The organism is Rhodoferax mekongensis (assembly GCF_032191775.1).
In the GTDB taxonomy this organism is placed as follows: Bacteria; Pseudomonadota; Gammaproteobacteria; order Burkholderiales; family Burkholderiaceae_C; genus Allorhodoferax; species Allorhodoferax mekongensis.
The window spans coordinates 2,237,822-2,264,085 of record NZ_CP132507.1 but is presented as its reverse complement, the minus strand read 5'-3'; the positions used below and the strand labels follow the sequence as shown (position 1 = coordinate 2,264,085).

Annotated in this window: 21 protein-coding genes, 1 tRNA gene and 1 riboswitch; of the genes, 15 read left to right on the top strand and 7 right to left on the bottom strand. The window is 54.7% G+C overall.

What is annotated here, in order from left to right; genetic code table 11:
• Nucleotides 1–81: 81 nt before the first annotated feature.
• From RAN89_RS10925 to cysS, 5 genes are all read right to left on the bottom strand, one after another.
• A tRNA-Ser gene (locus RAN89_RS10925) sits at nucleotides 82–174 on the bottom strand.
• 112 nt (nucleotides 175–286) lie between these two features.
• Nucleotides 287–1,261: a tRNA lysidine(34) synthetase TilS gene (tilS, locus tag RAN89_RS10920; RefSeq protein WP_313866336.1), complete on the bottom strand. Its 975-nt coding sequence runs from the start codon at nucleotides 1,259–1,261 to the stop codon at nucleotides 287–289.
• A gap of 17 nt (nucleotides 1,262–1,278) precedes the next feature.
• Nucleotides 1,279–2,256, bottom strand: coding sequence for an acetyl-CoA carboxylase carboxyltransferase subunit alpha (locus tag RAN89_RS10915; RefSeq protein WP_313866335.1), 978 nt, complete (start codon nucleotides 2,254–2,256; stop codon nucleotides 1,279–1,281).
• 47 nt (nucleotides 2,257–2,303) lie between these two features.
• Nucleotides 2,304–2,957: a DNA-3-methyladenine glycosylase family protein gene (locus RAN89_RS10910; protein WP_087493623.1), complete on the bottom strand. Its 654-nt coding sequence runs from the start codon at nucleotides 2,955–2,957 to the stop codon at nucleotides 2,304–2,306.
• Nucleotides 2,957–4,333, bottom strand: coding sequence for a cysteine--tRNA ligase (gene cysS / locus RAN89_RS10905; protein WP_313866334.1), 1,377 nt, complete (start codon nucleotides 4,331–4,333; stop codon nucleotides 2,957–2,959). Before cysS ends, RAN89_RS10910 begins: the two co-directional genes overlap by 1 nt.
• Before the next feature lie 184 nt (nucleotides 4,334–4,517).
• Here cysS and RAN89_RS10900 point away from each other — a divergent pair, with 184 nt between their 5' ends.
• Genes RAN89_RS10900 through RAN89_RS10880 form a run of 5 tightly spaced genes read left to right on the top strand, consistent with a single transcriptional unit; the run spans nucleotide 4,518 to nucleotide 8,869 of the window.
• A complete protein-coding gene (locus tag RAN89_RS10900; protein WP_313866333.1) occupies nucleotides 4,518–5,672 on the top strand; it encodes a L,D-transpeptidase Cds6 family protein in 1,155 nt (384 codons plus the stop codon).
• 28 nt (nucleotides 5,673–5,700) lie between these two features.
• On the top strand, nucleotides 5,701–6,978 hold the full coding sequence (locus RAN89_RS10895) for a L,D-transpeptidase family protein (protein WP_313866332.1): 1,278 nt from the start codon (nucleotides 5,701–5,703) through the stop codon (nucleotides 6,976–6,978).
• A 50-nt stretch (nucleotides 6,979–7,028) separates the two neighbouring features.
• Nucleotides 7,029–7,559 carry a peptidylprolyl isomerase gene (locus RAN89_RS10890; protein WP_313869381.1) on the top strand — a complete coding sequence of 177 codons (531 nt, stop codon included), beginning with the start codon at nucleotides 7,029–7,031 and terminating at the stop codon, nucleotides 7,557–7,559.
• A gap of 3 nt (nucleotides 7,560–7,562) precedes the next feature.
• Nucleotides 7,563–8,069, top strand: a complete 507-nt coding sequence (locus tag RAN89_RS10885; protein WP_313866331.1) for a peptidylprolyl isomerase — start codon at nucleotides 7,563–7,565, stop codon at nucleotides 8,067–8,069.
• A 5-nt stretch (nucleotides 8,070–8,074) separates the two neighbouring features.
• Nucleotides 8,075–8,869, top strand: coding sequence for a UDP-2,3-diacylglucosamine diphosphatase (locus RAN89_RS10880; RefSeq protein ID WP_313866330.1), 795 nt, complete (start codon nucleotides 8,075–8,077; stop codon nucleotides 8,867–8,869).
• Here RAN89_RS10880 and RAN89_RS10875 read toward each other — a convergent pair.
• Nucleotides 8,866–10,482 carry an HD domain-containing phosphohydrolase gene (locus tag RAN89_RS10875; RefSeq protein WP_313866329.1) on the bottom strand — a complete coding sequence of 539 codons (1,617 nt, stop codon included), beginning with the start codon at nucleotides 10,480–10,482 and terminating at the stop codon, nucleotides 8,866–8,868. The two genes, RAN89_RS10880 and RAN89_RS10875, sit on opposite strands and share 4 nt — an antisense overlap.
• Nucleotides 10,483–10,562: 80 nt before the next feature.
• Nucleotides 10,563–13,292, bottom strand: coding sequence for a DUF349 domain-containing protein (locus RAN89_RS10870; RefSeq protein WP_313866328.1), 2,730 nt, complete (start codon nucleotides 13,290–13,292; stop codon nucleotides 10,563–10,565).
• Nucleotides 13,293–14,231: 939 nt separating this feature from the next.
• Here RAN89_RS10870 and RAN89_RS10865 point away from each other — a divergent pair.
• The 10 genes from RAN89_RS10865 (at nucleotide 14,232) to RAN89_RS10820 (ending at nucleotide 26,256) form a co-directional block, all read left to right on the top strand.
• Nucleotides 14,232–15,050: a lytic transglycosylase domain-containing protein gene (locus RAN89_RS10865; protein ID WP_313866327.1), complete on the top strand. Its 819-nt coding sequence runs from the start codon at nucleotides 14,232–14,234 to the stop codon at nucleotides 15,048–15,050.
• Between the two features lie 35 nt (nucleotides 15,051–15,085).
• Nucleotides 15,086–15,215: riboswitch (ZMP/ZTP riboswitch) on the top strand.
• 44 nt (nucleotides 15,216–15,259) lie between these two features.
• Entirely contained in the window at nucleotides 15,260–16,504 is a 1,245-nt protein-coding gene (glyA, locus tag RAN89_RS10860; RefSeq protein ID WP_087493613.1) for a serine hydroxymethyltransferase, read from the top strand.
• A gap of 16 nt (nucleotides 16,505–16,520) precedes the next feature.
• On the top strand, nucleotides 16,521–16,970 hold the full coding sequence (nrdR, locus tag RAN89_RS10855) for a transcriptional regulator NrdR (protein WP_087493612.1): 450 nt from the start codon (nucleotides 16,521–16,523) through the stop codon (nucleotides 16,968–16,970).
• Between the two features lie 110 nt (nucleotides 16,971–17,080).
• Nucleotides 17,081–17,665, top strand: coding sequence for a GspH/FimT family pseudopilin (locus tag RAN89_RS10850; RefSeq protein ID WP_428984442.1), 585 nt, complete (start codon nucleotides 17,081–17,083; stop codon nucleotides 17,663–17,665).
• A gap of 20 nt (nucleotides 17,666–17,685) precedes the next feature.
• Nucleotides 17,686–18,297, top strand: a complete 612-nt coding sequence (pilV, locus tag RAN89_RS10845; RefSeq protein ID WP_313866325.1) for a type IV pilus modification protein PilV — start codon at nucleotides 17,686–17,688, stop codon at nucleotides 18,295–18,297.
• Nucleotides 18,294–19,376, top strand: a complete 1,083-nt coding sequence (locus tag RAN89_RS10840; RefSeq protein WP_313866324.1) for a PilW family protein — start codon at nucleotides 18,294–18,296, stop codon at nucleotides 19,374–19,376. The genes pilV and RAN89_RS10840 overlap by 4 nt, the downstream gene beginning before the upstream one ends.
• A gap of 32 nt (nucleotides 19,377–19,408) precedes the next feature.
• Complete coding sequence (locus RAN89_RS10835; RefSeq protein WP_313866323.1) at nucleotides 19,409–20,089, top strand: pilus assembly PilX family protein; 681 nt, start codon at nucleotides 19,409–19,411, stop codon at nucleotides 20,087–20,089.
• 20 nt (nucleotides 20,090–20,109) lie between these two features.
• The gene (locus tag RAN89_RS10830) at nucleotides 20,110–24,771 is read left to right on the top strand and encodes a pilus assembly protein (RefSeq protein ID WP_313866322.1); all 4,662 of its coding nucleotides are present in this window, start codon (nucleotides 20,110–20,112) and stop codon (nucleotides 24,769–24,771) included.
• Between the two features lie 409 nt (nucleotides 24,772–25,180).
• Nucleotides 25,181–25,669 carry a type IV pilin protein gene (locus RAN89_RS10825; protein WP_313866321.1) on the top strand — a complete coding sequence of 163 codons (489 nt, stop codon included), beginning with the start codon at nucleotides 25,181–25,183 and terminating at the stop codon, nucleotides 25,667–25,669.
• Nucleotides 25,657–26,256, top strand: coding sequence for a hypothetical protein (locus tag RAN89_RS10820; protein WP_313866320.1), 600 nt, complete (start codon nucleotides 25,657–25,659; stop codon nucleotides 26,254–26,256). Before RAN89_RS10825 ends, RAN89_RS10820 begins: the two co-directional genes overlap by 13 nt.
• The last annotated feature ends 8 nt before the right edge of the window (nucleotides 26,257–26,264 follow it).

Genomic DNA, 26,264 nt, shown 5'->3' with positions numbered 1-26,264 from the left:
TCGGGCTTTTTTGTGGGCAACGCGGTCTTGGATGCTGGCAAAGAAAAAGCCCCAAACAGCGAACTGTTTGGGGCTCTGACTTGGCGGAAACGGAGGGATTCGAACCCTCGATGAGGCTCTACACCCCATACTCCCTTAGCAGGGGAGCACCTTCGGCCACTCGGTCACGTTTCCTGACAGCCGGTATTATCTCACGACTCAGACCCGTTTTTTCAAACTCAGGACCGAAAGCGATATGTAGTGCGGAAAGTTAGCACTTCAGAACACACAGTGGGTGTCTTTACTGTCAATTCAAAGATTCAGCCTGCCGCCACTCCAGAGTAGCGCCGCGCCGCGTCACGAATCCATTTCCCACTTTAAGGTGAATGCGGTGACCCCGCGTCGTGCACGCCTGTACCTGCTTGCGCAACTCCAACAACTGGGAAGCTTGGGGGATCACGCCATGCTCAAGTTTCAGCCAGCGCCGCAGTACATTCGACTGTCGCGCCGGCGAGAGCGCTTGCAGACTGCGAATATCAGGCCGGCTTGTCGCCTCACGCTCCACCGTACGCCAATCCTCATCGGCCATCTCGACCAAGAGCGACTCTGCTTCCGCGGCGTGTCGGGCACTGCGGGCAAACGTGTCCAAAAACTGCGGAAAGACCCGCTGCAGTGCGGGCAACAACGCAGAGCGGATATGGTTGCGGGTATAGCGATGGTCAGCGTTCGTGGGGTCCGACACCCAGGGCTCATTGTTGGCTACCAGCCATTGTTGGAGTGCGTCACCGGCGACCTGTAGCAATGGACGAAAGAAATGGACATTGCCGCGCTGCCATTGAGCAGGCATGCCGCTAAGACCAGCCAGGCCTGCGCCTCTGCCAAGAGCCAGCAACACTGTCTCTACCTGATCATCAGCATGCTGGGCAATTGCTATAGATTTAATAGCTACTTCCGCACATTCCATCTGCGCCAGAGCATCAAAAGCCTTATATCGTGCAATGCGGGCAGCATCTTCCGGGCTTTGCCCGGGAACTGCATGGGCATGCACTGCCTCCACATGCAGCGGAATACCGAGACGACTGCACACGCTTCGGCAATGGGCTTCAAAGTCAGCAGCCGCCGCTTGCAGCCCATGATTGACGTGAATGGCCACCACTTGCCCCGGCCATTTACGGGCACAAGCTACTAGCAAGGCAGAGGAATCCGCGCCACCACTGTAAGCCACCCCCAAAGGCAAAGCGGGCTCAAAGGCCCGCATCGCTTGGTCAAAAGACTGTGTCATGCAACACGGCCTGGCATTTACTTCCCGGCAGCCTTGGTATCTGTAAAGCGGCCGTAGCTTTGTAAGCGCTCGTAGCGACGATCGACCAGTTCTTTGACTTTGAGGTCGCTGATCTGGCGGTAAGCATCCGATAACGCGCGCTTGAGGAACGCAGCTGCTTGCTTGGTATCTCGGTGAGCACCGCCCACGGGCTCGTTCACGATTTTGTCGACCAGCCCCAAAGCCTTCAAACGGTGGGCGGTGATGCCCAATGCATCGGCAGCTTCTTGCGCTTTGTCAGAGGTCTTCCAGAGAATAGATGCACATCCTTCCGGGCTGATCACCGAGTAGACCGAGTACTGCAACATGATGACCTGATCGGCCACCGAAATCGCCAATGCGCCCCCGGAACCGCCTTCACCGATGATGGTGGTGATGATGGGTACCTCCAGCTGGGCCATCTCAAAAATGTTGCGGCCAATGGCTTCTGACTGGCCACGCTCTTCGGCGTCAATGCCGGGGTACGCACCAGGAGTATCCACAAAGGTGAATACCGGCAATTTGAACTTTTCAGCCAGCTTCATCAAGCGCAGGGCCTTGCGGTAGCCCTCGGGCTTGCTCATGCCGAAGTTGCGCAGACCGCGCTCTTTGGTGTCACGGCCTTTTTGTTGGCCAATGACCATGCAAGGCGTGCCATTGAAACGAGCCAAGCCGCCCACGATGCTCAAATCGTCTGCAAAGTGGCGGTCTCCGTGCAGTTCGACGAAATGGGTGAAGATTTCGCTAACATAGTCGAGGGTGTAGGGGCGCTCAGCGTGACGAGCGATTTTGGTGATCTGCCAAGGGGTCAGGTCACTGTAAATGTCTTTGGTGAGTTGCTGGCTCTTCTTGCTCAGCTGATCGATTTCGGCAGAGATATCCACCGCCGATTCATTCTGGACGTAGCGCAATTCTTCAATCTTGCCTTCAAGCTCCGCAATGGGCTGCTCGAAATCGAGGAAAGTCTTTTTTGCCAACGTTTTTCTCCTTCTTGCGGTACTGGCACAGCCTGTGCCGGCACCCGTTAGTACGCGACCGGTAGCGGGTCGAGAGACCGCCAAATATACCAAGTTGCAACGCTGCAATATGGCGCCCAGGCGGCGGCAACCTCGCGCGCATCGCTGCGGCTCACCACATCGCCCGAAAAATAGTTTTGGCTGATGCCGGTGATCAAACCGTCGTCATCCAAGGGCAGCACGTTCGGACGCATCAAATGGAAGATCAAAAACATCTCCGCCGTCCAGCGGCCGATACCGCGAATAGACACCAGCTCGGCGATGATTTCCTCATCTTCCATACTGTCCCAGTCTTTAACGTGCAAGGCTCCGTTGTCGAAATGCAAGGCCAAATCCACCAGATACTCCACCTTGCGGGCACTCAAACCGGCGGCGCGCATGTCGTCCACTTTTAGCTTAAGCACGTTGGCCGGTGTCAGCTTTTTGGGCAAGACGGCGAATCGATCCCACACGGTTTGGGCCGCCTTGACGGAAATCTGCTGCCCGATGATGCTGCGTGCCAAAGTCACGAATGCATCACCGCGGGTCTGCAAACACGCGTCCCCGAACTGGGGGATCAAGCGCTTCATCACCCGGTCTTTCTTCATCAGGTGCTTACAGGCTTCTTCCCAGAAATAGGGCGTAGTAACCACGTCAGCAGCGGCTGTGGGGGCAACGGCCATTACTGCGCTACCTCCCAGGTGGTACCAGCCGCAGAATCTTTCAACACAATGCCTTGGGCAAGCAAGTCTTTGCGAATCGCGTCAGCTTGGGCAAAGTCTTTGGCCGCTTTGGCTGCAGCACGGTCAGCGATACGTTGCTGGATCGTGGCTTCATCCAGCCCCGCACCCGATTGCAAATAGGCATTGGCATCAGCCTGCAATAGCCCGAGACAAGCACCCAGCGCCTTCAACAAGGACGCTGCCTCCACAGACTTGGAGCGGTTTACCTCCCCCGCAAGGTCAAACAACACAGCCACCGCCTCAGGGGTGCCGAAATCCTCATCCATCGCGGCCTTGAAACGGGCGGCAAACGGGTTACCCCAATCAATACTGATGTCTGTTGCTTGTACTTGGCTGAGAGCTGTGTACAGACGCTTTAAAGCCTGACGTGCGTCATCCAGGTGGGCGTCGCTGTAATTCAAAGCGCTGCGGTAATGGGCTCGCACAATGAAAAAGCGCACAGTTTCTGCGTCGTATTGGCGGAGCACGTCGCGAATGGTGAAGAAATTCCCCAGCGACTTGCTCATCTTCTCGTTGTCCACCCGCACAAAACCGTTGTGCATCCAGAAGTTCGCCAAGGCCTGCCCATGGGCACCTTCACTCTGAGCAATTTCGTTTTCATGGTGTGGGAACTGCAAGTCTGCACCACCACCATGAATGTCAAAAGTTGTGCCCAAGGTTGCGCAGCTCATGGCGGAGCATTCGATGTGCCAGCCCGGACGACCTGTGCCGAACGTGCTGTCCCACTTGGCTTCCGGGGGCTCCTCCGGCTTTGCAGATTTCCACAGCACAAAGTCCAGTGGGTCTTCCTTGCCATCCAGCACAGCCACTCGTTCGCCTGCACGCAGTTCGTCGAGCGACTTGCCGGAAAGCTTCCCGTAACCCTCGAACTTACGAACCGAATAATTGACATCGCCATTGTTGGAACGATACGCCAGCCCTTTGGCCTCCAGCTCGCCGATCAAGGACAACATTTGGGGCACGTATTCAGTGGCACGGGGCTCCACCGACGGTGCTTCGATGGCCAAGGCACCAATATCGGCGTGCATGGCGGCAATCATTTCGTCGGTCAGTTGGCGGATGGTGATGCCGCGCTCTACCGCGCGCCGGATGATCTTGTCATCGATATCGGTGATATTCCGCACATAAGTGACTCGCAGACCACTGGATTTCAGCCACCGCTGAACCACATCAAACGCCATCATCATCCGGGCGTGGCCAATATGACAGAGGTCATAAATGGTCATGCCGCAGACGTACATCCGCACATGGCCAGGTTCCATTGGGGTGAAAGGCTGCAAGGAGCGCGTCAGGGTGTTGAAAATGCGCAAACTCATGGATGACAAGGACCTGAAGACGAAAGCAGCGAGCCCACTATGACAACAAGGGTCATGGAGGGGCTCGCCAGGAATCTATACGGGGGATTGCTTGGGGGTAAGACGCAAACCCCTCAGCTACAATGCAGCGCAGTATAAAGCCCCACGACGAGGGCTTCTAGCAGCGCAAGATTTCAAAGGCAATATGAAGCACGCCCCCACCAAGGTTTTCACAGCAATCCGTTGGATCGCACTGGCTGCCACCCTCTCTTTTGGCGTCGCCCACGCGGACGATTACGCAGACGTAGCGCAGCTGGTTCGCAACGGAAAGCTAGCGGAAGCCATGACCAAGGCAGACCAGTTTTTGGTCTCCAAGCCTCGTGATCCCCAGATGCGCTTCCTCAAAGGCGTCATACAGCGAGATTCCGGTAAAACTTCCGAGGCGATTGCAACATTCACCCGGCTGACTGAAGACTATCCCGAGCTCCCAGAGCCCTACAACAACCTGGCCGTGTTGTACGCAGGCCAAAGCCAATATGACAAGGCCCGCACGGCCTTGGAAATGGCTATTCGGACCAACCCCAGCTACACCACTGCCCATGAAAACTTGGGGGACGTTTATGCCAAACTCGCCAGCCAAGCCTACGGCAAGGCATTGCAGCTGGACAGTAGCAACGCGGCTGTCGGCCCCAAGTTGGCCCTGATCCGCGAGCTCTTCAACCCCGCTGCCGCCAAAGGTCAGCGCCCCACAACAGCGGCATCCTTGCCTGCTACGCCAGCTGCCACCGGCAACGTGCCTTCCGCGCCAGCAGTGACCAAGCCGGCTCCATCTCTGCCTGAAACACCGGTCGCCAAGGCGCCCCCTACCTTGCCTGCAACTGTGTCCAATAGCAAACCGGCTGCTGTAGTGCCTGCGGCCGCTGCACCGGCTCCTGTCGCGTCGGCGGCCCCTGCTCCAGCGGCAGCGCCAGTAACGCCAGCACCGGCCAAACCTGCCCCTGCAGAACCCAACAGCAGTGCGAATGCACACAAGGATGTGGAGACCGCGGTCCGGAATTGGGCCAAGGCATGGGCCGCGCGTGATGTGAAGGGCTACCTTGCCGCTTATGGCAAAGATTTCGCAACACCATCCGGCACCAGCCGCTCTGCATGGGAAGAAGAGCGTCGACAGCGCATCACCAGCAAGTCCAAGATCAGTGTGAAGCTGGAAAATCTGAACATCAGCGTCAACGGGACCAAAGCCACAGCGAAATTCCGGCAGGATTACAAGGCCAATGAACTGGCAGTTTCCAGCCGCAAATCACTGGATTTGGTCAAGTCAGGCGACCGTTGGCTCATCGTGCGTGAATCCGTGAACTGAAGTCCAGACTTCTCTGACCAAGGTGTTCATGACCTCTTTTCTTGCGCTGCGCAGCAGCGGCTTGTCACGTCTGGCCTTGCCGCTGGCGACCATGGCATTTCTCGGACTGTCCGCTGATTGGGCCTCCGCCAATGGCCGCAATGACAAGAAAGAGGCCAAGACAGGCATTGTCAAGCAGGCGCCATCTTCTCTGGATGCAGGCGGTGTGGCAGAGGCCAGGCTGATTGAGATCTATAACCTGATTGGGCAGGGGGCCGGCAAGGATGCGTTCTTGAAGGCCGAAAAGCTAGCCACCGACTTGCCGAACTTCCAGCTGGCGCAACTGGTCTATGGCGATCTGTTGGTCGCAAGAACTCGCCCTGTGAGCACATTGGGGGACGTACCCGCTCCAATGGCCAAGGAGGGCGGCATCGCATTGAAAGAACTCCGGGAAGAATCACTCAAACGCGTTAAGGCACTCAAAGAGCGGCCTGTTCCTGGAACCATCCCGATCCAGTTCCAGCAGCTCGCCCCGAGTACACGCCATGCCATCGCGGTCGATGCCTCGCGCTCGCGCTTGTACCTGTTTGAGAACACCCCCACCGGTTTGGCGCTGTTGGCGGATTACTACATTTCAGTCGGCAAGGCCGGCACATCCAAGACCGTGGAAGGCGACCAACGTACTCCATTGGGTGTGTACTACATCACCAGCAACCTTGATCCGAAATCGCTCAAGGATTTTTACGGCTCAGGGGCCCTGCCCATCAGTTACCCCAACGTCCTCGATGCCAAACGGGGTAAAACAGGCAGCGGCATCTGGCTGCACGGCACACCACCCACCCAGTTTTCGCGCCCCCCTCTGGCGACCGACGGCTGCGTGGTATTGGCAAACCCGGATCTGGACCACATCATCCAGACGGTGGCCGTCCGAGCAACCCCTGTGGTGATTGCACAGCAACTGGAGTGGGTGACCCCATCCAAAGCAAGAGCGGCCAGCAATGGCTTTGAAGAAGCGCTGTTTGCTTGGCGAAATGCCAAAACAGCCGGAGATGTAAACCAGGTTCTCACCCATTACACCCAGGACTTCAACAGCAATGGCAAATCGCTTGCTCAATGGACACCCCTGCTCCGGGGTGAAATGGAAAAAACCAAAGGGAGAACGATCCAGCTCAAGGATTTGTCCTACCTGCACTGGGTCGACAGCTCCGAGACCATGGTGGCCACTTTTGGCGAAGTCGCTGAAGGATCGCGTATCGGCTGGACCAAGCGCCAGTATTGGACGCGGCAAAACGGTCAATGGAAAATTTTTTATGAAGGAGTCCTTTGATGGACCGACGCTTTCGAACTTTTATTCGCTCTTTGCTAGTGTTACTCGCCATGGGTATGGCCTGCGCTTCACATGCACAGACCCCGACTACCAAAGTGGTATTCCAGACAACGGCCGGAAACTTCACCGTGGAGCTTTATTCTGACAAAGCGCCCAAAACGGTTGAGAACTTCGTCCAGTATGTGAAAGACAAGCATTACAACGGCACCATTTTTCACCGTGTCATTCCCAACTTTATGGTCCAGGGTGGCGGATTCACTCCCACCATGCAGCAAAAAGCAACCCGTGCGCCCATACCCTTGGAAGCCAACAACCAACTCAAAAACGACCGCGGAACCATCGCCATGGCCCGCACCGCGGACCCTCACAGCGCAACGGCACAGTTCTTTATCAATGTGGTGGACAACCAGAACTTGAATGCACCACGTCCGGATGGTTACGGGTACACCGTATTCGGAAAGGTGATTCAAGGCATGGACACCATCGACAAGATCCGTACAGTGCCCACGACCAGTGCCGGCATGTACCAGGACGTCCCTCAAACCCCCATCGTTATCAACTCAGCCACATTGGCTCCCTAAATCATGAGCAATCCTCAAGTCGAACTCCATATCGCCGGCTACGGTGTCATCACCCTTGAGCTGGACCAAGACAAAGCACCCAAGTCCACCTCCAACTTTCTGGCCTACGTGAACAAGGGGCACTACAACAACACCATCTTCCACCGTGTAATCCCCGGATTCATGATCCAAGGCGGCGGCATGGAGCCCGGCATGGCCCAAAAGTCCACGGATGCTCCCATCGAAAACGAAGCCAACAACGGCCTCAAAAACGCCATCTACACCGTGGCAATGGCCCGCACTGGCGATCCGCACTCCGCAACTGCCCAGTTCTTCATCAACGTTGCAGACAACGGCTTTTTGAACCACACCGCCCCCAGCATGCAAGGTTGGGGCTACGCAGTCTTCGGCAAAGTAGTAGCCGGCACCGATGTGGTCGACAAAATCAAGGCCGTCAAAACCGGTCGCAAGGGTTTCCATGATGACGTGCCCAAAGAAGACGTCATCATCGAAAAAGCCGTCGCGCTGTAAACCTCATGCCGCCAGTGGAACTGAACGCCCCGCTCCACTGGCGGCAAGTGGATTTCATTTCTGATCTCCACCTCCAAGCATCCGAGCCCGGCACCCATGCGCTTTGGGTGCAGTTCATGCAAAACACCACCGCAGATGCCTTGTTCATTCTTGGCGACCTGTTTGAAGTCTGGGTGGGTGACGATGTGCTGGATAACCCGGAAACCTTTGAAGCCGCTTGCGCAGAGACGATCAGGCTAACGGCAACGCGTCTGCCTGTCTACTTACTGCACGGCAATCGGGATTTCTTGATGGGCGCACGGCTCGCACAGGCCGCTAACGCCACACTGCTACAAGACCCGAGCACCTTGCACTTTGCAGGCAAACGGACGGTTTTGACTCACGGCGATGCTTTGTGCCTGGACGACAAAGACTACCAAGTCTTCCGCAGCATGGTGCGCTCTGACGCATGGCAGCGGGAATTTCTATCCAAACCTCTGTCGGAACGGCAGCACATCGCTGCTGACATCCGCGCACGCAGCGAAGCACAAAAAACCTCCGGGTTTGAATATGCGGATGTGGATGAATTTGCCGCTTGCGAGCTGCTGAAATCGGCGTCAGGAGACGTCATGATTCACGGCCACACCCACCGCCCCGCAACCCACACACTGCCTGATGGGCAGACGCGTTGGGTACTGAGTGATTGGCATATCCATGGTGCTTACCACCGGGCGGAAGTTCTGCGCTTGCGAGTTCCAGCCACCGGAGGTGACGCGGTGTTCAGCCGACTTCCCCCCGGAGCTTGCGGGCCCATGTCCTAGCTGGCTGCCGGCTCCACGTCATCGATCTGCCACGGATCCAGGAATTGCTCGGCGTAGCGCAAATAAACGCGCTCCTTCACGAACACGTCAAACAAATCGGGGTCGATATGCCCGGTATCCCGAAACTTGGTCATGATCTGCATGGCCTGTGAGAGCTTCATCCCCGGCTTGTAGGGTCGGTCTTTGGCAGTCAAGGCTTCAAATATATCGGCGATTCCCATGATGCGCGCCTGGACAGACATCTGTTCCCGCGTCAGGCCCTTGGGGTAGCCTTTGCCATCCATACGCTCATGGTGGCCACCCGCATATTCCGGCACATTGCGCAGATGTTTGGGCCATGGCAGCTGCTCCAGCATTTTGATGGTGGCCACGATATGGTGGTTGATGATCTCCCGTTCCGCAGCAGTCAACGTGCCGCCACGGATACAGAGGTTCTCCATCTCATCGGCCGACAGAAACTCGGATTCCACGCCCTCCGGGGTGCGCCAGCTAGTCTGAGTACCAATGGAACGCACGCGCTGCACTGCCGCATCGCTCATGTACTCGGTTCCACGATTGGTTTGACGCAAAAACTCACGGTCGGCATCCCACGCGTCGATATCAGCACGTGCTTCGGCCATCAGGGCTGCCTCCGCGTCCGGGTCTTTGACATCGCGAAGCGCCAATTGGGCGCGCAAGGCCTCTAGCTCACGATCTCTTTTGATGACCTCAAACCGCGTATCCACCAGCGCAATGCGGTCAAACAGGGTTTGTAGTTTGGTGGCTTTATCCACCACGTGCACCGGCGTGGTGACTTTGCCGCAATCGTGCAGCAAACCTGCAATCTTGAGTTCGTAGCGATCCCGTTCCCCCATCTGGAAGACGGCCAATGGCCCATCACGGGTCTGATCCACCGCTTCAGCCAACATCATGGTCAGCGCGGGTACGCGCTCACAATGACCTCCGGTGTAATGGGACTTTTCATCGATCGCCACGTTAATCAGGCTGATAAACGACTCAAACAGCGACTCCAGCTGCGTCATCAGCCCGCGATTGGTAATGGCAATTGCCGCTTGGGACGCCAAAGACTCTGCCAGGCTCTGGTCTGAGGTGCTGAAGCTGCGCACCTGCCCGGTGACAGGATCCGTAGCATTGATCAACTGCAGAACCCCGATCACGTCCCCCTCATGGTCTTTCATTGGTACCGTTAAAAAGGACTGGGAACGATAGCCTGTGCGCTCATCAAAGCGCCGTGTGCCGGAAAAGTCGAATTCGGCAGCGGTGTAAGCATCAGCGATGTTCACCGTCTGGTTATGCAGCGCCGAATAGGCCGCCACGAGGGAGTCGTTCGGGCGCCCGTCCACACCGTGCAAAGGCAGATCGGGAAAATCAATCGGCTTGCCGGAAACCCCGCCCATCGCCATATTGAGCGAGGCCGTCCTAATGATTTCAAAGCGCAGAGCAGTGCGGTCGTCCGTGACACGGTACAAGGTACCTGCATCCGCATGGGTGATGGATTTGGCCGCCAGCAGGATGCTGTCCAACAAACGGGCAATATCCCGCTCCCGGGACAAGGCTGTACCGATCTCGTTGAGCTGCTCCAATCGGCGCAGCAAGTCATCTACAGAGTCCACACACCCCCCTCTCAAGAGTGCCCTCCCTCAGGGGCCGGACTGATTGTTTCACAAGCAGCCCGGTTATCCAACCACCGGAATCAGCGTTTGAGCAGCACTTTAAGTACGTTCTGCAAGCGGCGTGCCTGCGCAGCGTCGAACTCGGCAGAAAGCACCTTGGACGTGTCTTCAGCCCAAGTTTGTGCTGGCGCGGGATCGTTGCGGCGGGTCAGCAATTGCAGCTGCAAGCCGCGCCGAGCATCCAGATGCTCCGCCGGCGTGGGGACCTCTGCTGCCATTTCCAGGCGCAACAGGTGTTGTGCTGCAGCTTCGGCCTTGACAGATGCCCCGGCACCCAGTGCCTTGGACCAAGCAGTACGGGCCTGCGCTGCCGCACGACCACCCAACTCTTGAGCCGGGGGCAACAAGGCCGCGTCACGCTTTTCCCAGGCGGTGAGAACCTGTACCAAGGCCTCTCCATGCGCTTGTGCAGCCAGCTTTTTGAGCGCCTGTTGGGCGTTTTCAAGCGCATCACGCTGGGCGCGGAACGCTGTATCGCCCAAACGAGGGGCGCTGGACTGGAGCGCACGGCTGCGATCGCCAAAGCCACCGCGGTCATCGCGGCGGGGGCCACGGTCACCGAAACCGGGCTTTCCGCCGTCACGCGCATCACGCCCACCCCGGCCTGCATCTTTGCGGTCACCCCACTTGGAAGCGCGTGGATCCACCGGCGTTTCTTTCTTCATACCGGGACGATCGTCGCCACGCACCGCCACCACGGGCCTGGGTGCGGGCTTGGGCGCAGCAGCCGGGGCAGCGGGTGCAGCATCTTCAGTTGACTCCACTTCAACTGCTGAATCTGCTACGCTTTCTGTAGCTGCTTGCGCAGTATCCACGGGCGCTAAAGCCTTATTCTCCACTTGTGCAAGGGCTTGGGCAGCCTGCTCGTTCGCACCCGCAGCGGCGACATCGGCCTGGGCCTGTGCTTGTCCATGGAGCGCGGCCTCCAATGCCGCCATGGCCGCACGGATGGCCTGAGCGTCGCCGGACGCATTGGCGGCTTCCAATGCCTTGGCAGCATCCAGCACCACGCGGTCACGGGCGCCCAGTGCGGCTTCCGCCTTTTCACGCTCCGCGCTCTTGCGGTTGAAGGCTTCGTCAATCGGCTTGCGGAACGCATCCCAGAGCTTTTGCTCCTGACGGCGATCCACAGGAATGGCGTGCGCCTGCGCTTGCCAGCGTTGCTGCAAGGATTTGACTGCATCAATCCGCAACACCGGCATGGCGCCCAGTTGCTTGGCTTCTTCAATCATGGCCTGACGGGCAGCTAGGCTTTGGGCCTGCACAGCCTCCAGCGGAGCTGCAGCCTCGGCAAAAGCGGCCTTCCACAAGGGTTGCAGCTCTGCAAACATTTTTTCGCCCACGTGACCGGCATCACGCCAGCGGTCGGAGAAGTGATGCAGGATGCGATTAAAGCCCTTCCAGTCATCGTCCAAGGCGGTGCGGTTGGCCGCCGCCCAGCCTTTGATTTCTTCAATCAGGGCCAAACGCTGGGCACGGTGTTCGGCAGACTCGGCCTTGACCTTCTCCAGCCAGCCTTCCACCACTTTGTAGGCTTCGTTACATGCTTCATCAAAGCGTTTCCACAGTGCGTGGTTGGGCACGCCGCCCTGGTCGGTTTGCTTCCATTGGTCGCGCAGGGAACGCAAGGTTTCCTGCATCTTGCGCCCACCGATGGCCTGGCCTTCGGGACGCTTGAGCAGGCCCTCGGCCTTGACCACCAGCTCTTCGCGGATCTGGTCGGCGCGCCAGCGCTGCCAACCTTCGAGCTCGCCGGCGGCTGCCAATGCGGCATGGGCCTGGTTCTCGAGCTTGGTATCAATCAGCTTGCCGAATTCCTTGAGCGCATTGCGCAAGGCACCTGCAGCGCCGGCGCTGGCCTTGCCATGTCCCTCGCCTACCTCTTGTTCTACCGTGGCCAGTGCGGCTTTGACGGCAGCATTCGCGCGGGCGCGTAGCTCGGGGTCCACCTTGGGTTTGGCCACTTTGGGCTCGGCCACGAGGGGAACACCGCGGGCTACGCGGATTTCATCCGCCCAAACGGGGACGGGTGGCAGAGGTGCCGCAGCATCTTGGGCTGCAGCCACAGCCACGGCGAGTGCCGCCTGAAAGGCATCCCATACCACCAGCAGCTGGCCTTTGGAAGCATCCAGCAAGGCCGGGAATTTGACATCCACGCTCACCCAGTTGGTGTTGGACACCAGTCCGTCGGCCTGACCCTGCCAGTGCTGCACGTCGGTGCGTAAGGCGTCCAGTGCGGTTTGTGCATCGGCCAGAGGCTTGGTGGACAAGACTTCAATGCGCTGAGCGAGCAATACCGCAGCCTCGCGCTGTACCTGTACCTGATGTTGGAGGTCTTCAATGCCGCGCACACGCTCGGCGAGCTGGGTCTTGAGTGTCAGCAGAGGCTCTTTGCTCAACGGGGCACCAGCTTTGGCCGCGTCACGCTGCCAAGCCAATGCATCCGCAATATTCAGTTTGCCGGTGTCAATCAAGGCTTGCGCCTTGGCTGCCCACTCAGCGCCTAGCACTTCTTGGCCCTTGGCCCGGCGGGCTTCATCCAGCTTCTCGCGCACGAGCTTGGCGGCGCCCTTGTCTTTGACACTGAGTTCTTTGAACACATCGGCCAATTGCTCAGGTGCAGGTTGGGTCAGCAACCACTCCCGGATACGGGATGCCCGTTCCCCCGCCGTGGCGGCGGTAAATGCACCGCCGGTCAGGCGGTCCAGGGTAGCGGTATCAATGGGTTTGGCAGTTTGGTTCGACGTCACAGCGGGCTCAGAAAGTAATGGGGGTGGAATAAGCAACCGCGTATTTTCGCTGGGTTTTGCTTGCTTGCCCGATGTTTTTGCCCAGACGGCCGCGGCAGCATGCTCATGCCCGGGGCTGAAATCATCGCATTCAAACGCTTTACAGCTGTAGCGCCCATGGAATATGCGCAAACAGCTACATTTTTAATAGCAAACATCTAGACTGAAGGACTGGAGATCCTATGCAGGCACAGATGAACTTTCCTTGGAAGACTGAAGTGTCTCTATATATAAGTGCACGTACCAGATGAGCGCTCGTCAAAGAGCGGCTTCTGGGAGGGTTCGTTTAAAGACCGTATTGCCCAAAAGAAAGCCCGGCGCATGGACTCCAAGTCCTCTGCACCGGGCTCGATGGCGACCCCAAGGGCCATGCCATCCGGGTTGCCGCGGATGAGTTGGATGTCAACCAGCGGACTTGAAGGCAATCGATTGCCTTCGACAAAGGCCGGGGCCGCTTTATCGCACACGATGGGTGGACTGGCTACTGCCGGCATTCCACCTGCAACTGCAGGCTATGGAACGATAGGCACACCGTGAGACGAATGCAAAAATGAAAATCTATGCGCAGAAGCTATCCGATTGTCTGGTTAAGCAGCGCCCCCAAAAAGCCTCCAAATCGCCTTCTCCAGAGGGAAAAAAGCAATTTTACAAACTGCCAAGAATATAGATTCAACTTGATATGGTTGACTTGACATATAAAGCCCTCCTAGAATCCGCCCATTCTTAAATCCCGACTAGGGATTACCCGCCCCGCTGCCGAACCCGGCATATTCAAATCGCTGCACATGTCGAGACGACGCCGCAGGATATTGATAGCGTACCAACCCAAACGAGGTGACTGAACTGCCGGCGCTCCGAAGAGCCATGCAGCCAAGCCTCCCCGCCAAAGAAGGAAGAGCTATGACAGCGACCAACCGACTGGCCAAAGGCATTCGCACTGTTGCGAACGATATTGCCCAAGGCTTTTTTGAAATTTCCCACAACGGCTTCGCCCTCCTCGGCTTGGCTGTGATGTTTGCCATCATTACACTGACCGTTCGCCCAGAACTCCGCAAGGAAACCGAAGTCCGCCTGATGGGCTGGCTGCAAGACCGCCACATCCAAGCCACCGGCTTGGAAGTAGAAGCCGACGCAGTAGAGCGTGCAACAGCCAGCAACCCCCAAGACTTGCCCAAACAGCAAGCGGCTGTGGCCTACTGGCTGAGCAAGAAGTACAACGTCGCGCCAGAACCACTGAGCGCCTTGGTGGCTGAAGCCTATGAAACTGGCCAACGCTCCAAACTGGATCCCACCTTGATCCTTGCCGTGATGGCCGTAGAGTCAGGTTTCAACCCTTTTGCCCAAAGCCACGTAGGCGCGCAAGGCCTGATGCAGGTGATGACCAAGGTGCACAGCGACAAGTACGAAGGCTTTGGCGGCAAGATGGCCGCCTTTGACCCCGTGTCCAACTTGCGCGTGGGTGCCAAGGTACTCAAAGAGTGCATTGCCCGCGCGGGCTCCATCGAGGGCGGACTGAAGTTCTATGTGGGCGCGGCCAATATGGAAGCAGACGGTGGTTACGCAGCCAAAGTGCTAGCTGAACACGCCAGACTGCTGAGCGTGGCCGCCGGAAAACCTGTTCCGATGATCGCCCCCACACCTGTTAAGGCTCCTGCAACTCCTGCGCCCGATGCGGCTCCCGCTGTGGAAAACGTGGCGAGCCTGATCCATTCTTCCTGATCAATCGCCGGGCCTTGCCCGGCTCGGTTAAACTCCTACCCGCACGCGACTGGCGATAGGCGCTGACTTCCTCAGGAAGCCGGTTGCTGACGTGGGACACCACTGGGAAGCGTGCCGCATGACCTGCGCGGTTTGTGCGATCAGCCGTTCGCCTGGGCAGCCCTGTTGTCACCATTGACCCACAGGCCCGATCTCCTCAAAGGACTGCCATGTACGACCGCAACATTCTTGTTGAACAAGCCGACCCCGAACTCTGGACCGCCATCCTGGCCGAAAATGCTCGCCAGGAACATCACATTGAGCTGATTGCCAGCGAAAACTACGCCTCGCCTGCCGTCATGGCAGCACAAGGCAGCCAGCTGACCAACAAATACGCCGAAGGCTACCCCGGCCGTCGCTACTACGGTGGCTGCGAGCATGTGGATGTGGCCGAGCAACTGGCCATAGACCGAATCAAGCAAATATTCGGCGCTGAAGCAGCCAACGTACAGCCCCATTGCGGTGCATCGGCCAACGAAGCGGTATTCCTCGCCTTCCTGAAACCCGGCGACACCATCATGGGCATGAGCCTGGCTGAAGGCGGTCACTTGACCCACGGCATGCCTCTGAACATGAGCGGCAAGTGGTTCAACGTAGTTTCCTACGGTTTGGACGCCAATGAAGCCATCGATTACGAAGCCATGGAGCGCAAGGCGCACGAAACCAAGCCCAAGCTGATCATTGCCGGCGCATCTGCCTATTCTTTGGCAATCGACTTTGCGCGTTTTGCGAAAGTGGCAAAAGACGTTGGCGCCATCTTCATGGTGGATATGGCCCACTACGCCGGCTTGATCGCTGCAGGCGTGTACCCCAACCCCGTGCCTCATGCCGACGTGGTGACCTCCACCACCCACAAGAGCCTGCGTGGCCCCCGCGGCGGCATCATCCTGATGAAGGCCGAGCACGAGAAAGCCATCAACAGCGCCATCTTCCCCGGTCTGCAAGGCGGCCCTCTGATGCACGTGATTGCTGCCAAAGCAGTCGCTTTCAAAGAAGCACTCACCCCCGAGTTCAAGGCCTACCAAGCCCAGGTGGTGCGTAACGCCAAGATCGTGGCAGAAACCCTGACCGCACGCGGCCTGCGTATCGTCAGCGGTGGCACCGAAAGCCATGTGATGCTGGTGGACCTGCGTTCCAAGGGCATTACCGGCAAAGAAGCGGAAGCCGTTTTGGGCGCCGCCCACATGACCATCAACAAGAACGCCATCCCCAACGACCCTGAGAAGCCCATGGTGACCAGCGGTATCCGGGTGGGCACTCCGGCCATGACCACACGCGGTTTCAAAGACGAGGAAGCCCGTGCCACGGCCAACCTGATTGCCGATGTGCTGGACAACCCACGCGACGAAGCCAATATAGCTGCCGTTCGCGCCAAAGTCCATGCCCTGACCTCGCGCTTCCCGGTTTACAAGTAAGCAAGGTCAATTCACGATGAAGTGCCCTTTCTGCAGTCATTCCGAAACCCAAGTGGTGGAGACGCGGATTTCTGAAGATGGGGACTTCATCCGCCGCCGGCGCCAGTGTGGCGCTTGCGACAAACGGTTTACTACCTACGAGCGGCCGGACGTGAACTTTCCGGCCATTGTCAAGAAAGACGGCCGCCGCATCGAATTTGAGCGCGCCAAACTGCTTGCTTCCATGAACCTGGCCCTGCGCAAAAGGCCTGTAAGCACCGAGCAGATCGACAGCGCCATCGAGCGCATCGAAGAAAAACTCCTGAATCTGGGCCTGCGCGAAGTCCAGTCCACCCGCATCGGCGAACTGGTGATGCGTGAACTCAAAAAACTGGACAAAGTTGCCTACGTGCGCTTTGCCAGCGTATACCGCAGCTTTGAAGACATTGATGAATTCAAGACGCTGGTGGATGAAGTAAGCAAATAACTATCTCCTCTGCACGACCCTTGGCGTTCAAGGACCCCCAATAGACAAGTGGTCCCGGTCCATAGCCGAACGGCGCAAACAATGCGGCCATAAAGTTTAAATTCGCTGCTATGAATAATTCCGTACGTCATTGCCGTAATCACAAGGGATTCACCTTGATTGAACTCATGGTGACATTGGCACTTATCGTCATCTTGGCAGCGTTGGCAGCCCCTGCCCTGCGCGAATATGCAATCAAAAGCAATTTACGCAACATCGGGAATGAATTTACCGCTGGTGTTTTGCGCGCTCGCAATGAAGCGATCAGCAAAAACACTTGTGTCACGATGTGCATGAGCAACACAACAGACAACGCACTACCAGCCTGCAAAACCACAGACACTGATTGGCAAGTGGGTTGGATTGCATTTCTAAATACCAGCTGCAACACCACAATCGCCGGACCGACCGCAATTGAAGACGTTATCTTTGTAAGAAGATCCGTTGGTGATCAATATTTTCTAAACTCCCAAGCTTCAACACCCCGAAGAAAGCTAACCTTTAACAGTCGGGGCTATCCGGGGCTAACCAATGCCGACGAATTTGATTTAGTTTACTCGGTAGTCAATGACCCAATGACTTCGAAGTATGCGTTCAACATTTGTCTAGACAAACTGGGACGAACAAGAACCATATCGACTGATAGTTCTTGCTAAAGTTTAGAATGAGAAGCGCCATGAATCAACGTCATTTTTCAAAAGGAATAACCCTAATTGAGGTTCTTATTTCTATAGTTGTCTTATCCATCGGACTTCTGGGTATTGCAGGCCTTCAAGCGGCTGCAACCAAATACAAGATAAATACTTGGGCACGTTCCGCCATTTCTACGCTCTCTTCTGATTTCGCAGATCGTGTACGCATCAATGCAGATGTCTCAGGCAGCAACTTTGCGACAGGCGTAACGGAGACATCTCTTTATGTTGTTTCGGACAACTGGACTACCCAACAATCAAATACGCTGACAACACCCAGCCCTAATTGTTTGTCGGCAGCGTGCACCACGGCTGAACGTGCAGCGTTTGATCTTGTGACCTGGCGGCAACGTGTGCGAGCAGAGATGCCACAAGGGGCTGCGTTGGTCTCAGGCGACAGGTTGGCAGGGTTCAATCTGACATTCATGTGGTACGACAAAGAGTTCACAGACAAGGGCAATGCCAGTGACAGTGTCGTTGTGAGCTCTTCCACTTGCACTGGTAACGAGACAGGACTGGCGCAACAAACTTGCTGCCCGGCAGCCGCGGCTGCACCATCGGGTGTTCGTTGCGCCACCATGCGGTTCATCCCATGAAAAAGAACACAAGTTCCTCCAGCCAACGAGGCACTACCCTCATCGAGTTGATGGTCGCGGTCGGCATAACTATGTTTGTGGTGACTGCGGCAGGGTACGTTTATCTGAATACCCGAGAAACCCAGGGCGCTCTGGAGCGAAATAGTGTGAGCAATGAATCCGGCGCATTCGCCTTGGATTTGCTGGGCAGAGACATCATGAATGCGGGCTATTACCCCAGCAATATGCCTCCAATCGCAACATATTCCCCGAATATGGGTCGAGTACAACCCTATCCGCCGACTGCAGGCATTCCAGCAAAAACCACTGACTGGACCGCGCCTGCTGCCATATATCTCGCGCCAATTTTCGGATGCGAGGGGTCGACATTTGACCCCAAAACTGCCACCTGCGGCGCAACAGTAGCTGGAGCTCCGGACTCGATCGTTCTGAACTACTTTACTAGTGACTCGTTGAATTTCAATGGTACTTCTGGGAACCGCTACGACTGCACCGGTGCAAAGATAGAAAACGATCCATCCAATGCGGTTCGGAAACTGAATACCGGGTCCCCAACTGCCATCACCCAAGATAACGACAAGCCTCCACAACAACCTATCTTCGGTTCGAATTTTTATACCTTAACCGCAACAGCGCTAGAGATAGAAAAGCAAGCGGTCAATACGCAAAGTCTTTCCTGCGGAGGCAACGGCAACAGCTATTTTGGACAAAACATTTCTGCACCTTATGTGCCTTTAGTCGCAGGGGTCGAAGATCTACAGTTCACTTATGGGGTCTACAACACAGAAACGACCCGATCACCCGATCGCTTCTACACCGCTACCGAAGTAAATAGCTTGGCGACAGTCACTATAGACGGCATTGCGCTCGGCCCATGGGCTCGAGTGGTTGCAGTCCGGGCGTGTGTACTTACCCGGTCACTCGGAGGCAACACAAAAATAGCTGATAAATCTGGCGCGTTACGTACCTATGTAGATTGCAGAGATCAAACAGTCACCCAACCTGCAAACGACCTTGCCGTCTACAAGAGACAAGTTCAGATATTCGGCCTTAGAAATCGACTGAATCAAACCTACTAAATCTGAATGGATTGCATGTGCGCCGCCCTTCCATGAAATACATCCGCCTTCAACCAAGCAGAACACAACAAAAAGGGGTGTCCCTTGTGATTGTGATGATTTTTCTGTTGGCTATCACAGGCATTACGGTGTGGTCCGTGAGGCAATCCCTGTTTGGCGAAGGGGCAGCCAGGAATCAACTAGATCAAGAAATTGCACGACAAGCGGCCGAAGCTGCTTTGCGTGATGCTGAACGAGATATTTTGAACCTAAGCTCCGCCCAATTAACTAACGCGTCCTGTACACGCGGTAAAGATCGCCCTCCTATAGCTGCCGACTTTACCGATACCTGTGCAAAAGGTTTCTGCTTGATTGCAGAAGCGAATTACGCCTCTTCTACGTGGTCTGCGGCTAGTGGTGCTGTTACTGAGCCCTGGTGGCCCACTGGCAAGGGCGGGCTTTGGAACAATACTTTTTCCACAAAGCCAGGTCGAGCACCTGTTACTACCACTAACTGCACATTTACCGGTGGGGTACCGCTCGGCACATACACCGGTGCAGCAGCTATCTCAGGTGTTGCCGTCCAGCCAGAATATCTGATTGAGTTGTTTCGGCGCACCAGCAATGTCACATATCAACCGACAAACGTCTACCGCATAACTGCGCGTGGTTTCGGTTACACGCAACGTACACAAATGGTTTTGCAAACCATTTACGTGCCGTTGCAAGACTAAGCAAAAACGAAGGACACACTATGTTTACACGAACCTTCAACCACGCGATAGCCAGCGTTCTACTGCTTGTCTCCAGCCATAGTGCATTTGCGGGGCCAGTACAAATATCGAGCCCTCAGGCTGCAGTACCACCCAATATCACCACAAGCTCGAACCGACCCATGGTGATGCTCACAACGTCCAAAGACCATACGCTTTTTGGCCCCATTTATACAGACTTTGAAGATCTGGATGGAGATGGCGTGCTGGACACGGACTTCAAGCCAAGTTTCAAATACTATGGTTATTTTGATCCGACTAAATGCTACTCGTACAGCACATCTGACGAAAGATTCAATCCTGCCACCAATGCCGATTATGTGAATACTGCGCGTACGAACCCATCGACTGGTGCAACAGAAACACTCTACCGTTGGACGTGCCCAAGTAACCAAAATTATTGGAGTGGCAACTTTCTAAACTGGTCGTCTATGAGCCGTTTGGATGTTGTGCGTAAAATGCTTTATGGAGGACGGCGATCGACTGATACCTCATCCCTCACGGTACTGGAGCGGGTGTACCTGAATTTTGATGCACACTCGTATACCAAGTATTACAGAGGCACAGACATTCGGGATTACACACCCTTTTCTACAACAGCCCTCACTAAAGCTGGATCTGGCCCGAATGCAGGTGTCTATGCCGGCCTTACCGTCTGTAACACCGGTGCAACTGACAGCCCCACTGGAAAACCTATTATGCGGATGGCTGTGGGTAATTACCGGCTATGGGGAACAGTTGAGCACGAGGTTTGTAGATTCCGCGATGTAGCTAATGATGCCGACGCCAAATTCACCGCGAAACTTGCCCGCTACTATAAAGATGCAGACAAAGGTGGTGGGGGCATAGCGCATGAGATACAAACACCACACTCCGTCGACGATGCTGCCAAATATGGTTCTAACATCGGGCCGGAACTCACCATGCGGGTCAAAGTCTGCGACCCGACAACAGACCCCCGCGACTCAACAAAATCGCTCATAGGGGAAGAGCGTTGCCAAGCTTTCCCGCCTGATTCCACCACCAACTTCAAGCCCTATGGCTTGTTCCAGGAGTTTGGATTTAATGCCAGTGGTAGTGCCGCGAGAGCGGAGTTTGGTGTTATCACAGGTAGCTACGACCGCAACACCTATGCAGGCGCACTCCGCAAGAACATGGGTGACTTCAGTGATGAAATCAACCCCAGCACCGGGGTGTTCTGCCACAGCACTTCTTCTGGCTGTAGCACAACATTGACAGATGGGCGGACCACTGGAAGTGGTTCCATCAAGGCCATGGATAATATTATTTTGTATGGCCGCACAAGCAGGAGTTATGGTGGCTCCACCATTGGCTCATTGCCGGCATGGGGTAATCCTGTTGGTGAAATGTTGATTCAGGCGTTGAAATATTATTCGTATGACGGTACGAATCCGGCACCGGACAATCCAACCACCACGACCAATGACACCAACACTGGTCTGCCAGTAAAGAGTTGGACTGACCCGCAGAGTAACTCCAATACAACCCGTTTCTCGCAATACGGCAACGCAATTTGTCGGCCGATGTATGCCTTGGCTTTATCCAGTAGTGCGCTGAGCTATGACGGTGAAGATGACAATGCAAAAAACTCTTTTGCCAATTTGCCAAATCGTTATTTATCTGGAAACAGTGCAAGTTCAAAAATACTTGATGACTTTACCGATGCTGTTGGCGATGCGGAGCTGATAACCGGGACGGTGCGTTCTGTAGGCCGCAACGGCACAAACAACGATTTATCGTGCTCAGGAAAAACTGTGGGGAGCTTAAGCGGAGTTATGGGCGTATGCCCAGAGGCACCTGCGATGCAAGGCTCCTTTAAGGTAGCGGGGGCTGCATACTATGCAAACACCAACCGCGTTAGAAACTACACTACCTTGCCGACTGATATTGCCTACGTGCAAGACGCATTGAAGGTAAAAACTTTGGCGGCATCGTTGTCTGGTGGAGCTGCTCGAATAGAAGTCCCTGTCCCCGGGACCAACCCTACGAAATACGTCTATATAACACCCGAAAGCGTTTGGGGGTCAAACATAGGTGCACCTTTAACTTTTGCTTCGATCAGCTCCAGTTCAACCCATGGTGCATTTATTGTTACGTGGAATGATGCCCTACTCGGTGGCGACTATGACATGGACCTTACCGGTTTTCTCCGGTATGACATTGTGGCGGACTCTGCATCACCGTCTGGATACAGCATCAAAATCACCACAGATGTGCCTTCAACATGCTCAGGTGCAGGTGGTACACATGGTTTCAGCATTATTGGCGGACGCATTCCTGGGCAAACAACTGGGGATGGCAGATACTTAACACACCAGCACTATAAAACTGACAAGTTCTCTGGCATCACCGGCAATCTCTGTGCTGACGATACCTATAGAGCAGCAAATTCAAGCTCTACTCTAAATAGCTCTACTTTGGGATACTTCACTTTTGAAGCAAAAAATCCAGATGGATCGACATTTGCTGGAACCAGTCCCATCAATGCCAAAGGTGCTTGCTATGTGAATCCGTGGACTAACGCCGCGAGAACCTCCGCAGCAACTGGCTCCGCCGGCTATTGCAACGTGCAGGACGTAGATTTCAAGGTAATTACGACCTTCCACATGGTGGGCGCTGGCGACGCGATCTTGAAGGATCCGCTTTGGTATGCAGCCAAGTACGGAAACTTTACGTCCAGCGTAAAGGGGACTGATGGCACATACTCCAATGTTTATTTGCCTACCGACACCGCATCGTGGGACAAGCTCAAGTCGGATGGCACACCCGGAGCGGATGGGATTCCCGATGGATATTACCTGGCACGTCGCCCTGATTTACTAGAGGCACAGCTTAGAAAAGCGCTTGATGATCTCGCAAAAAACTCCAACGCGGCACCTGCGGTTTCTTCGGCACAACTCCAATCTGATGGCTTTAAATACATAGCGAAATTCGACTCCACTGCGGTCGAAGGCAATATTGAGGCTTATCAGGTAGACAGTTTGGGTTACTTTAATAACGATTACACATGGCGTGCGGGTCAACTACTGGCAACCAGGACCAGCAACTCGACTAACGGAGATAAGGGCGAATCCCGAATCATTATTACGAACTATGGGAACAAAAACACCTCATCTACATCAACCAGCGCAAGTACCGGTGGTTTTGCGTTCCGTTGGGCCTCACTACCAGATGATTACAAGACCCAAATGACCAGCGCCAGCACAAATAGGCTGAGCGAGACAAATGCTTCAATTGTGGTTGATTACATGCGTGGTGACCAAACCAAAGAAGCTGCCTCTACTGGTTTACGTTCGCGTGGCGACAACATCCTTGGACCTATTGTGAACGCTACTCCCGCGATCCAGGAACGACCTTTTGCTAGTTATTCAGGCAACTTGTTTCCAGACTATTCGACTTTTGTAAGTGATAACAAGACACGGGCAAAGTTACTCTGGGTTGCTGCAAATGACGGAATGCTGCATGCTTTCAATCCAACTACAGGAGCAGAGGTGTTTGCTTATGTTCCAGGTGTACTGGCTAACCGTCTGGCAGAGATTCCGCTTCAGCGTGGTACAACGGGGCGGACTCGGCTGAACGGCGCCAACTTCACACTCGACAGCGTAGAAACACAACCTACCGGTACCGTTTGGCCTTACGTCGATGGAAACCCTTTCTCTGGTGATATCTTAGTAACTAGTGGGAGCACTAGCACTTGGAAAACCTATACCTTCGGCACTTTAGGCAGAGGTGGGCGAGCAATATATGCATTGGATACAGGTGATATCAGCATCCTAACCTCTGGGGAATCCAATACCAATCCTGATTCTATTTTTAAGTGGCAGTTCACCTCCGATGATGATAGTGACCTTGGTTATATTGTTTATGACATATTGAATAGTCCATTCTCGAATCAACCATCTCCGATTGTTAAGTTAAACAACGGCAAATTTGCCATCCTTCTTGGTAACGGCCAGAAGTCAAGCAACGGAAAATCGGTACTATTCATTATTTATACCGATGGCCCAAATTCGAATGGAACATGGACAGGCAAATACAAGAAGATTGTTGCTGACAGCGGCTCCGGAAATGGTATGTCAGCGCCAACCTGGATTGATTTGGACGGAAATGGAACCGCTGATATCGTTTATGCCGGCGATCTAAAAGGCAACATGTGGAAGTTTGATTTGACCAGCGCCTCCGAAAGCAGCTGGGATGTTGCTTACAAATCAGGTTCAACCAACCTCCCCTTGATTACGGCAAAGTCAGGATCGACGGCACTTCCTATTACTACAGCCCCTGAATTTGCGTATCCACCTTATGATGGACTCATAATCACTTTCGGCACGGGCAATGCATTCGAATCAGGCAATTTCCCGAATACAGCAGTAAGCCAGCGTATATACGGAATTTGGGACCGCCCTGCATTCGCAACCGGAAGTAGGTCGTTGCCGAATTCAGATGGGTCTACTTTGGTGGCGCGAACCTATTCGCGACAAAGCAACGGTAATGTTATCGTGACTGCCGGGGGACGATTGATTGGGCGACGAAGGACGGCTGGTATTTCAGTCTTCCTGGAAGTTCTGAAATGGTTTTGTCAGATCCCGATATTCAGGCGGGTGTTCTTGCATTCACTACAGTGATGGCGCAAAGCTCAACGAATGTTTGCTCTGCTAAGCCTGACGTCGCCTCCTATGCCATCGACCCGATTACTGGTCAACCAGAGCGTAATATACAAGGCACAACCCTAGTAGGAACAACTACATACCTGAATGCTGGTGTGACAGCACTCGATCAAAAGGTGCGTATTGTCTCCGATAGGACGAAGCGCGCTTTTACCAAGCAATGCCGTGCTGGTGATGCGGGTTGCACCTGCACCACGACGAATGGAGTAGAAACTTGTACCAAGTCCGCGACTGAATGCCCGGCTGGTACATCGGCAAGACGGAAAATCGGACAAAGCTCGGACACTGTTTTCTGTTACCGTCCCTCAGGACGCATGCAGTGGCGCGAAATTCCAGGGCTTCGGACTGATCAATGAGGTCTAAATTCATGAAACATAAATACAATGGTTTTACGCTTATTGAACTCATGATTACGGTGGCAATTGTGGGAATATTGGCCAGACTTGCTTACCCCTCTTACGTTGAATACATATCACGCGCAAAACGCGTAGAAGCGCAAAGTGCACTCATCGCAGCAACCCAGTGGATGGAGCGCTTCTACTCTGAAAACTACCGCTATGACCAAAACAGTGCAGGCACAGCGACTACCGACGCTGCGCTATTTCCTAGCCGCTTTTCTACATCCCCTCCTGCTGGCCAAGGGAGTGCGGCATACAACTTATCGCTTACAGTAGTCAATGGAAGCCGAGATTATTATTTGGTGACTGCCACGCGTGCAAACGGTTCTGTTGTGGCAAGCGACAAATGTGGAAATTTCACGATTGATAATCTGGGCCGCAAGAGTATCGTTGATAACACGTGGGATACCAGTAAATTTGCTAATAAGGCGGCTGCCATCGCGGGATGCTGGCGGTAACATCGGTTATCGCTTTGATGCGGTACTACAAAGCCATAGGTGTATGCTTACTCGCTTCAGCTTGGCTTCATTTGGTAATACTATTAACTCCTCTGTACAGCTTTTTTGGCGCCAGCAAAGCACAAACAGGCATTCAAAGAACGACGATTCGCTTTCTAACGCAATCGACTACGACGATCCCCGAGTTTAAGAATTTCGGTTTATTTGAAGGTAGTCCATCTGTTTATTCTGAAAACATCCAAATACAAACGCCATCAAGTCGAAACTTGTTGCCAAGAATTGGAGATGAATACGAATTGCATTTTTTTTCGCTCATTGAGGTTGATACGCCTGCGACCCCAGTTGGGGAATGGGTGATCGATTGGACGTCGTGGCCATCTAGCGAAAGTCAAACTATCAGCTTCACTTTGTGGATAGACGAAAAAGGAAAAATCGTTGAATGGAAGCTGTTAGGGACAACATCAAATCTTAGCCAAATTGAAAAAGCGATGGCCGTAATTATTGAGACGCCCATGAATCCTGCATTCTTGAACGGCTTGCCCGTACCGAGCGTACAGACTATCGAATTGGGATTTGTCCCTGACTAATTACTCAT

Bases quoted from the DNA above. Each gene is read 5' to 3' on its own strand.
- tilS (WP_313866336.1), bottom strand. From the start codon at position 1,261: ATGACACAGTCTTTTGACCAAGCGATGCGGGCCTTTGAGCCCGCTTTG.
- RAN89_RS10910 (WP_087493623.1), bottom strand. From the start codon at position 2,957: ATGGCCGTTGCCCCCACAGCCGCTGCTGACGTGGTTACTACGCCCTAT.
- cysS (WP_313866334.1), bottom strand. From the start codon at position 4,333: ATGAGTTTGCGCATTTTCAACACCCTGACGCGCTCCTTGCAGCCTTTC.
- RAN89_RS10900 (WP_313866333.1), top strand. From the start codon at position 4,518: ATGAAGCACGCCCCCACCAAGGTTTTCACAGCAATCCGTTGGATCGCA.
- RAN89_RS10895 (WP_313866332.1), top strand. From the start codon at position 5,701: ATGACCTCTTTTCTTGCGCTGCGCAGCAGCGGCTTGTCACGTCTGGCC.
- RAN89_RS10890 (WP_313869381.1), top strand. From the start codon at position 7,029: ATGGGTATGGCCTGCGCTTCACATGCACAGACCCCGACTACCAAAGTG.
- RAN89_RS10885 (WP_313866331.1), top strand. From the start codon at position 7,563: ATGAGCAATCCTCAAGTCGAACTCCATATCGCCGGCTACGGTGTCATC.
- RAN89_RS10880 (WP_313866330.1), top strand. From the start codon at position 8,075: ATGCCGCCAGTGGAACTGAACGCCCCGCTCCACTGGCGGCAAGTGGAT.
- RAN89_RS10865 (WP_313866327.1), top strand. From the start codon at position 14,232: ATGACAGCGACCAACCGACTGGCCAAAGGCATTCGCACTGTTGCGAAC.
- glyA (WP_087493613.1), top strand. From the start codon at position 15,260: ATGTACGACCGCAACATTCTTGTTGAACAAGCCGACCCCGAACTCTGG.
- nrdR (WP_087493612.1), top strand. From the start codon at position 16,521: ATGAAGTGCCCTTTCTGCAGTCATTCCGAAACCCAAGTGGTGGAGACG.
- RAN89_RS10850 (WP_428984442.1), top strand. From the start codon at position 17,081: ATGAATAATTCCGTACGTCATTGCCGTAATCACAAGGGATTCACCTTG.
- pilV (WP_313866325.1), top strand. From the start codon at position 17,686: ATGAATCAACGTCATTTTTCAAAAGGAATAACCCTAATTGAGGTTCTT.
- RAN89_RS10840 (WP_313866324.1), top strand. From the start codon at position 18,294: ATGAAAAAGAACACAAGTTCCTCCAGCCAACGAGGCACTACCCTCATC.
- RAN89_RS10835 (WP_313866323.1), top strand. From the start codon at position 19,409: ATGAAATACATCCGCCTTCAACCAAGCAGAACACAACAAAAAGGGGTG.
- RAN89_RS10830 (WP_313866322.1), top strand. From the start codon at position 20,110: ATGTTTACACGAACCTTCAACCACGCGATAGCCAGCGTTCTACTGCTT.
- RAN89_RS10825 (WP_313866321.1), top strand. From the start codon at position 25,181: ATGAAACATAAATACAATGGTTTTACGCTTATTGAACTCATGATTACG.
- RAN89_RS10820 (WP_313866320.1), top strand. From the start codon at position 25,657: ATGCTGGCGGTAACATCGGTTATCGCTTTGATGCGGTACTACAAAGCC.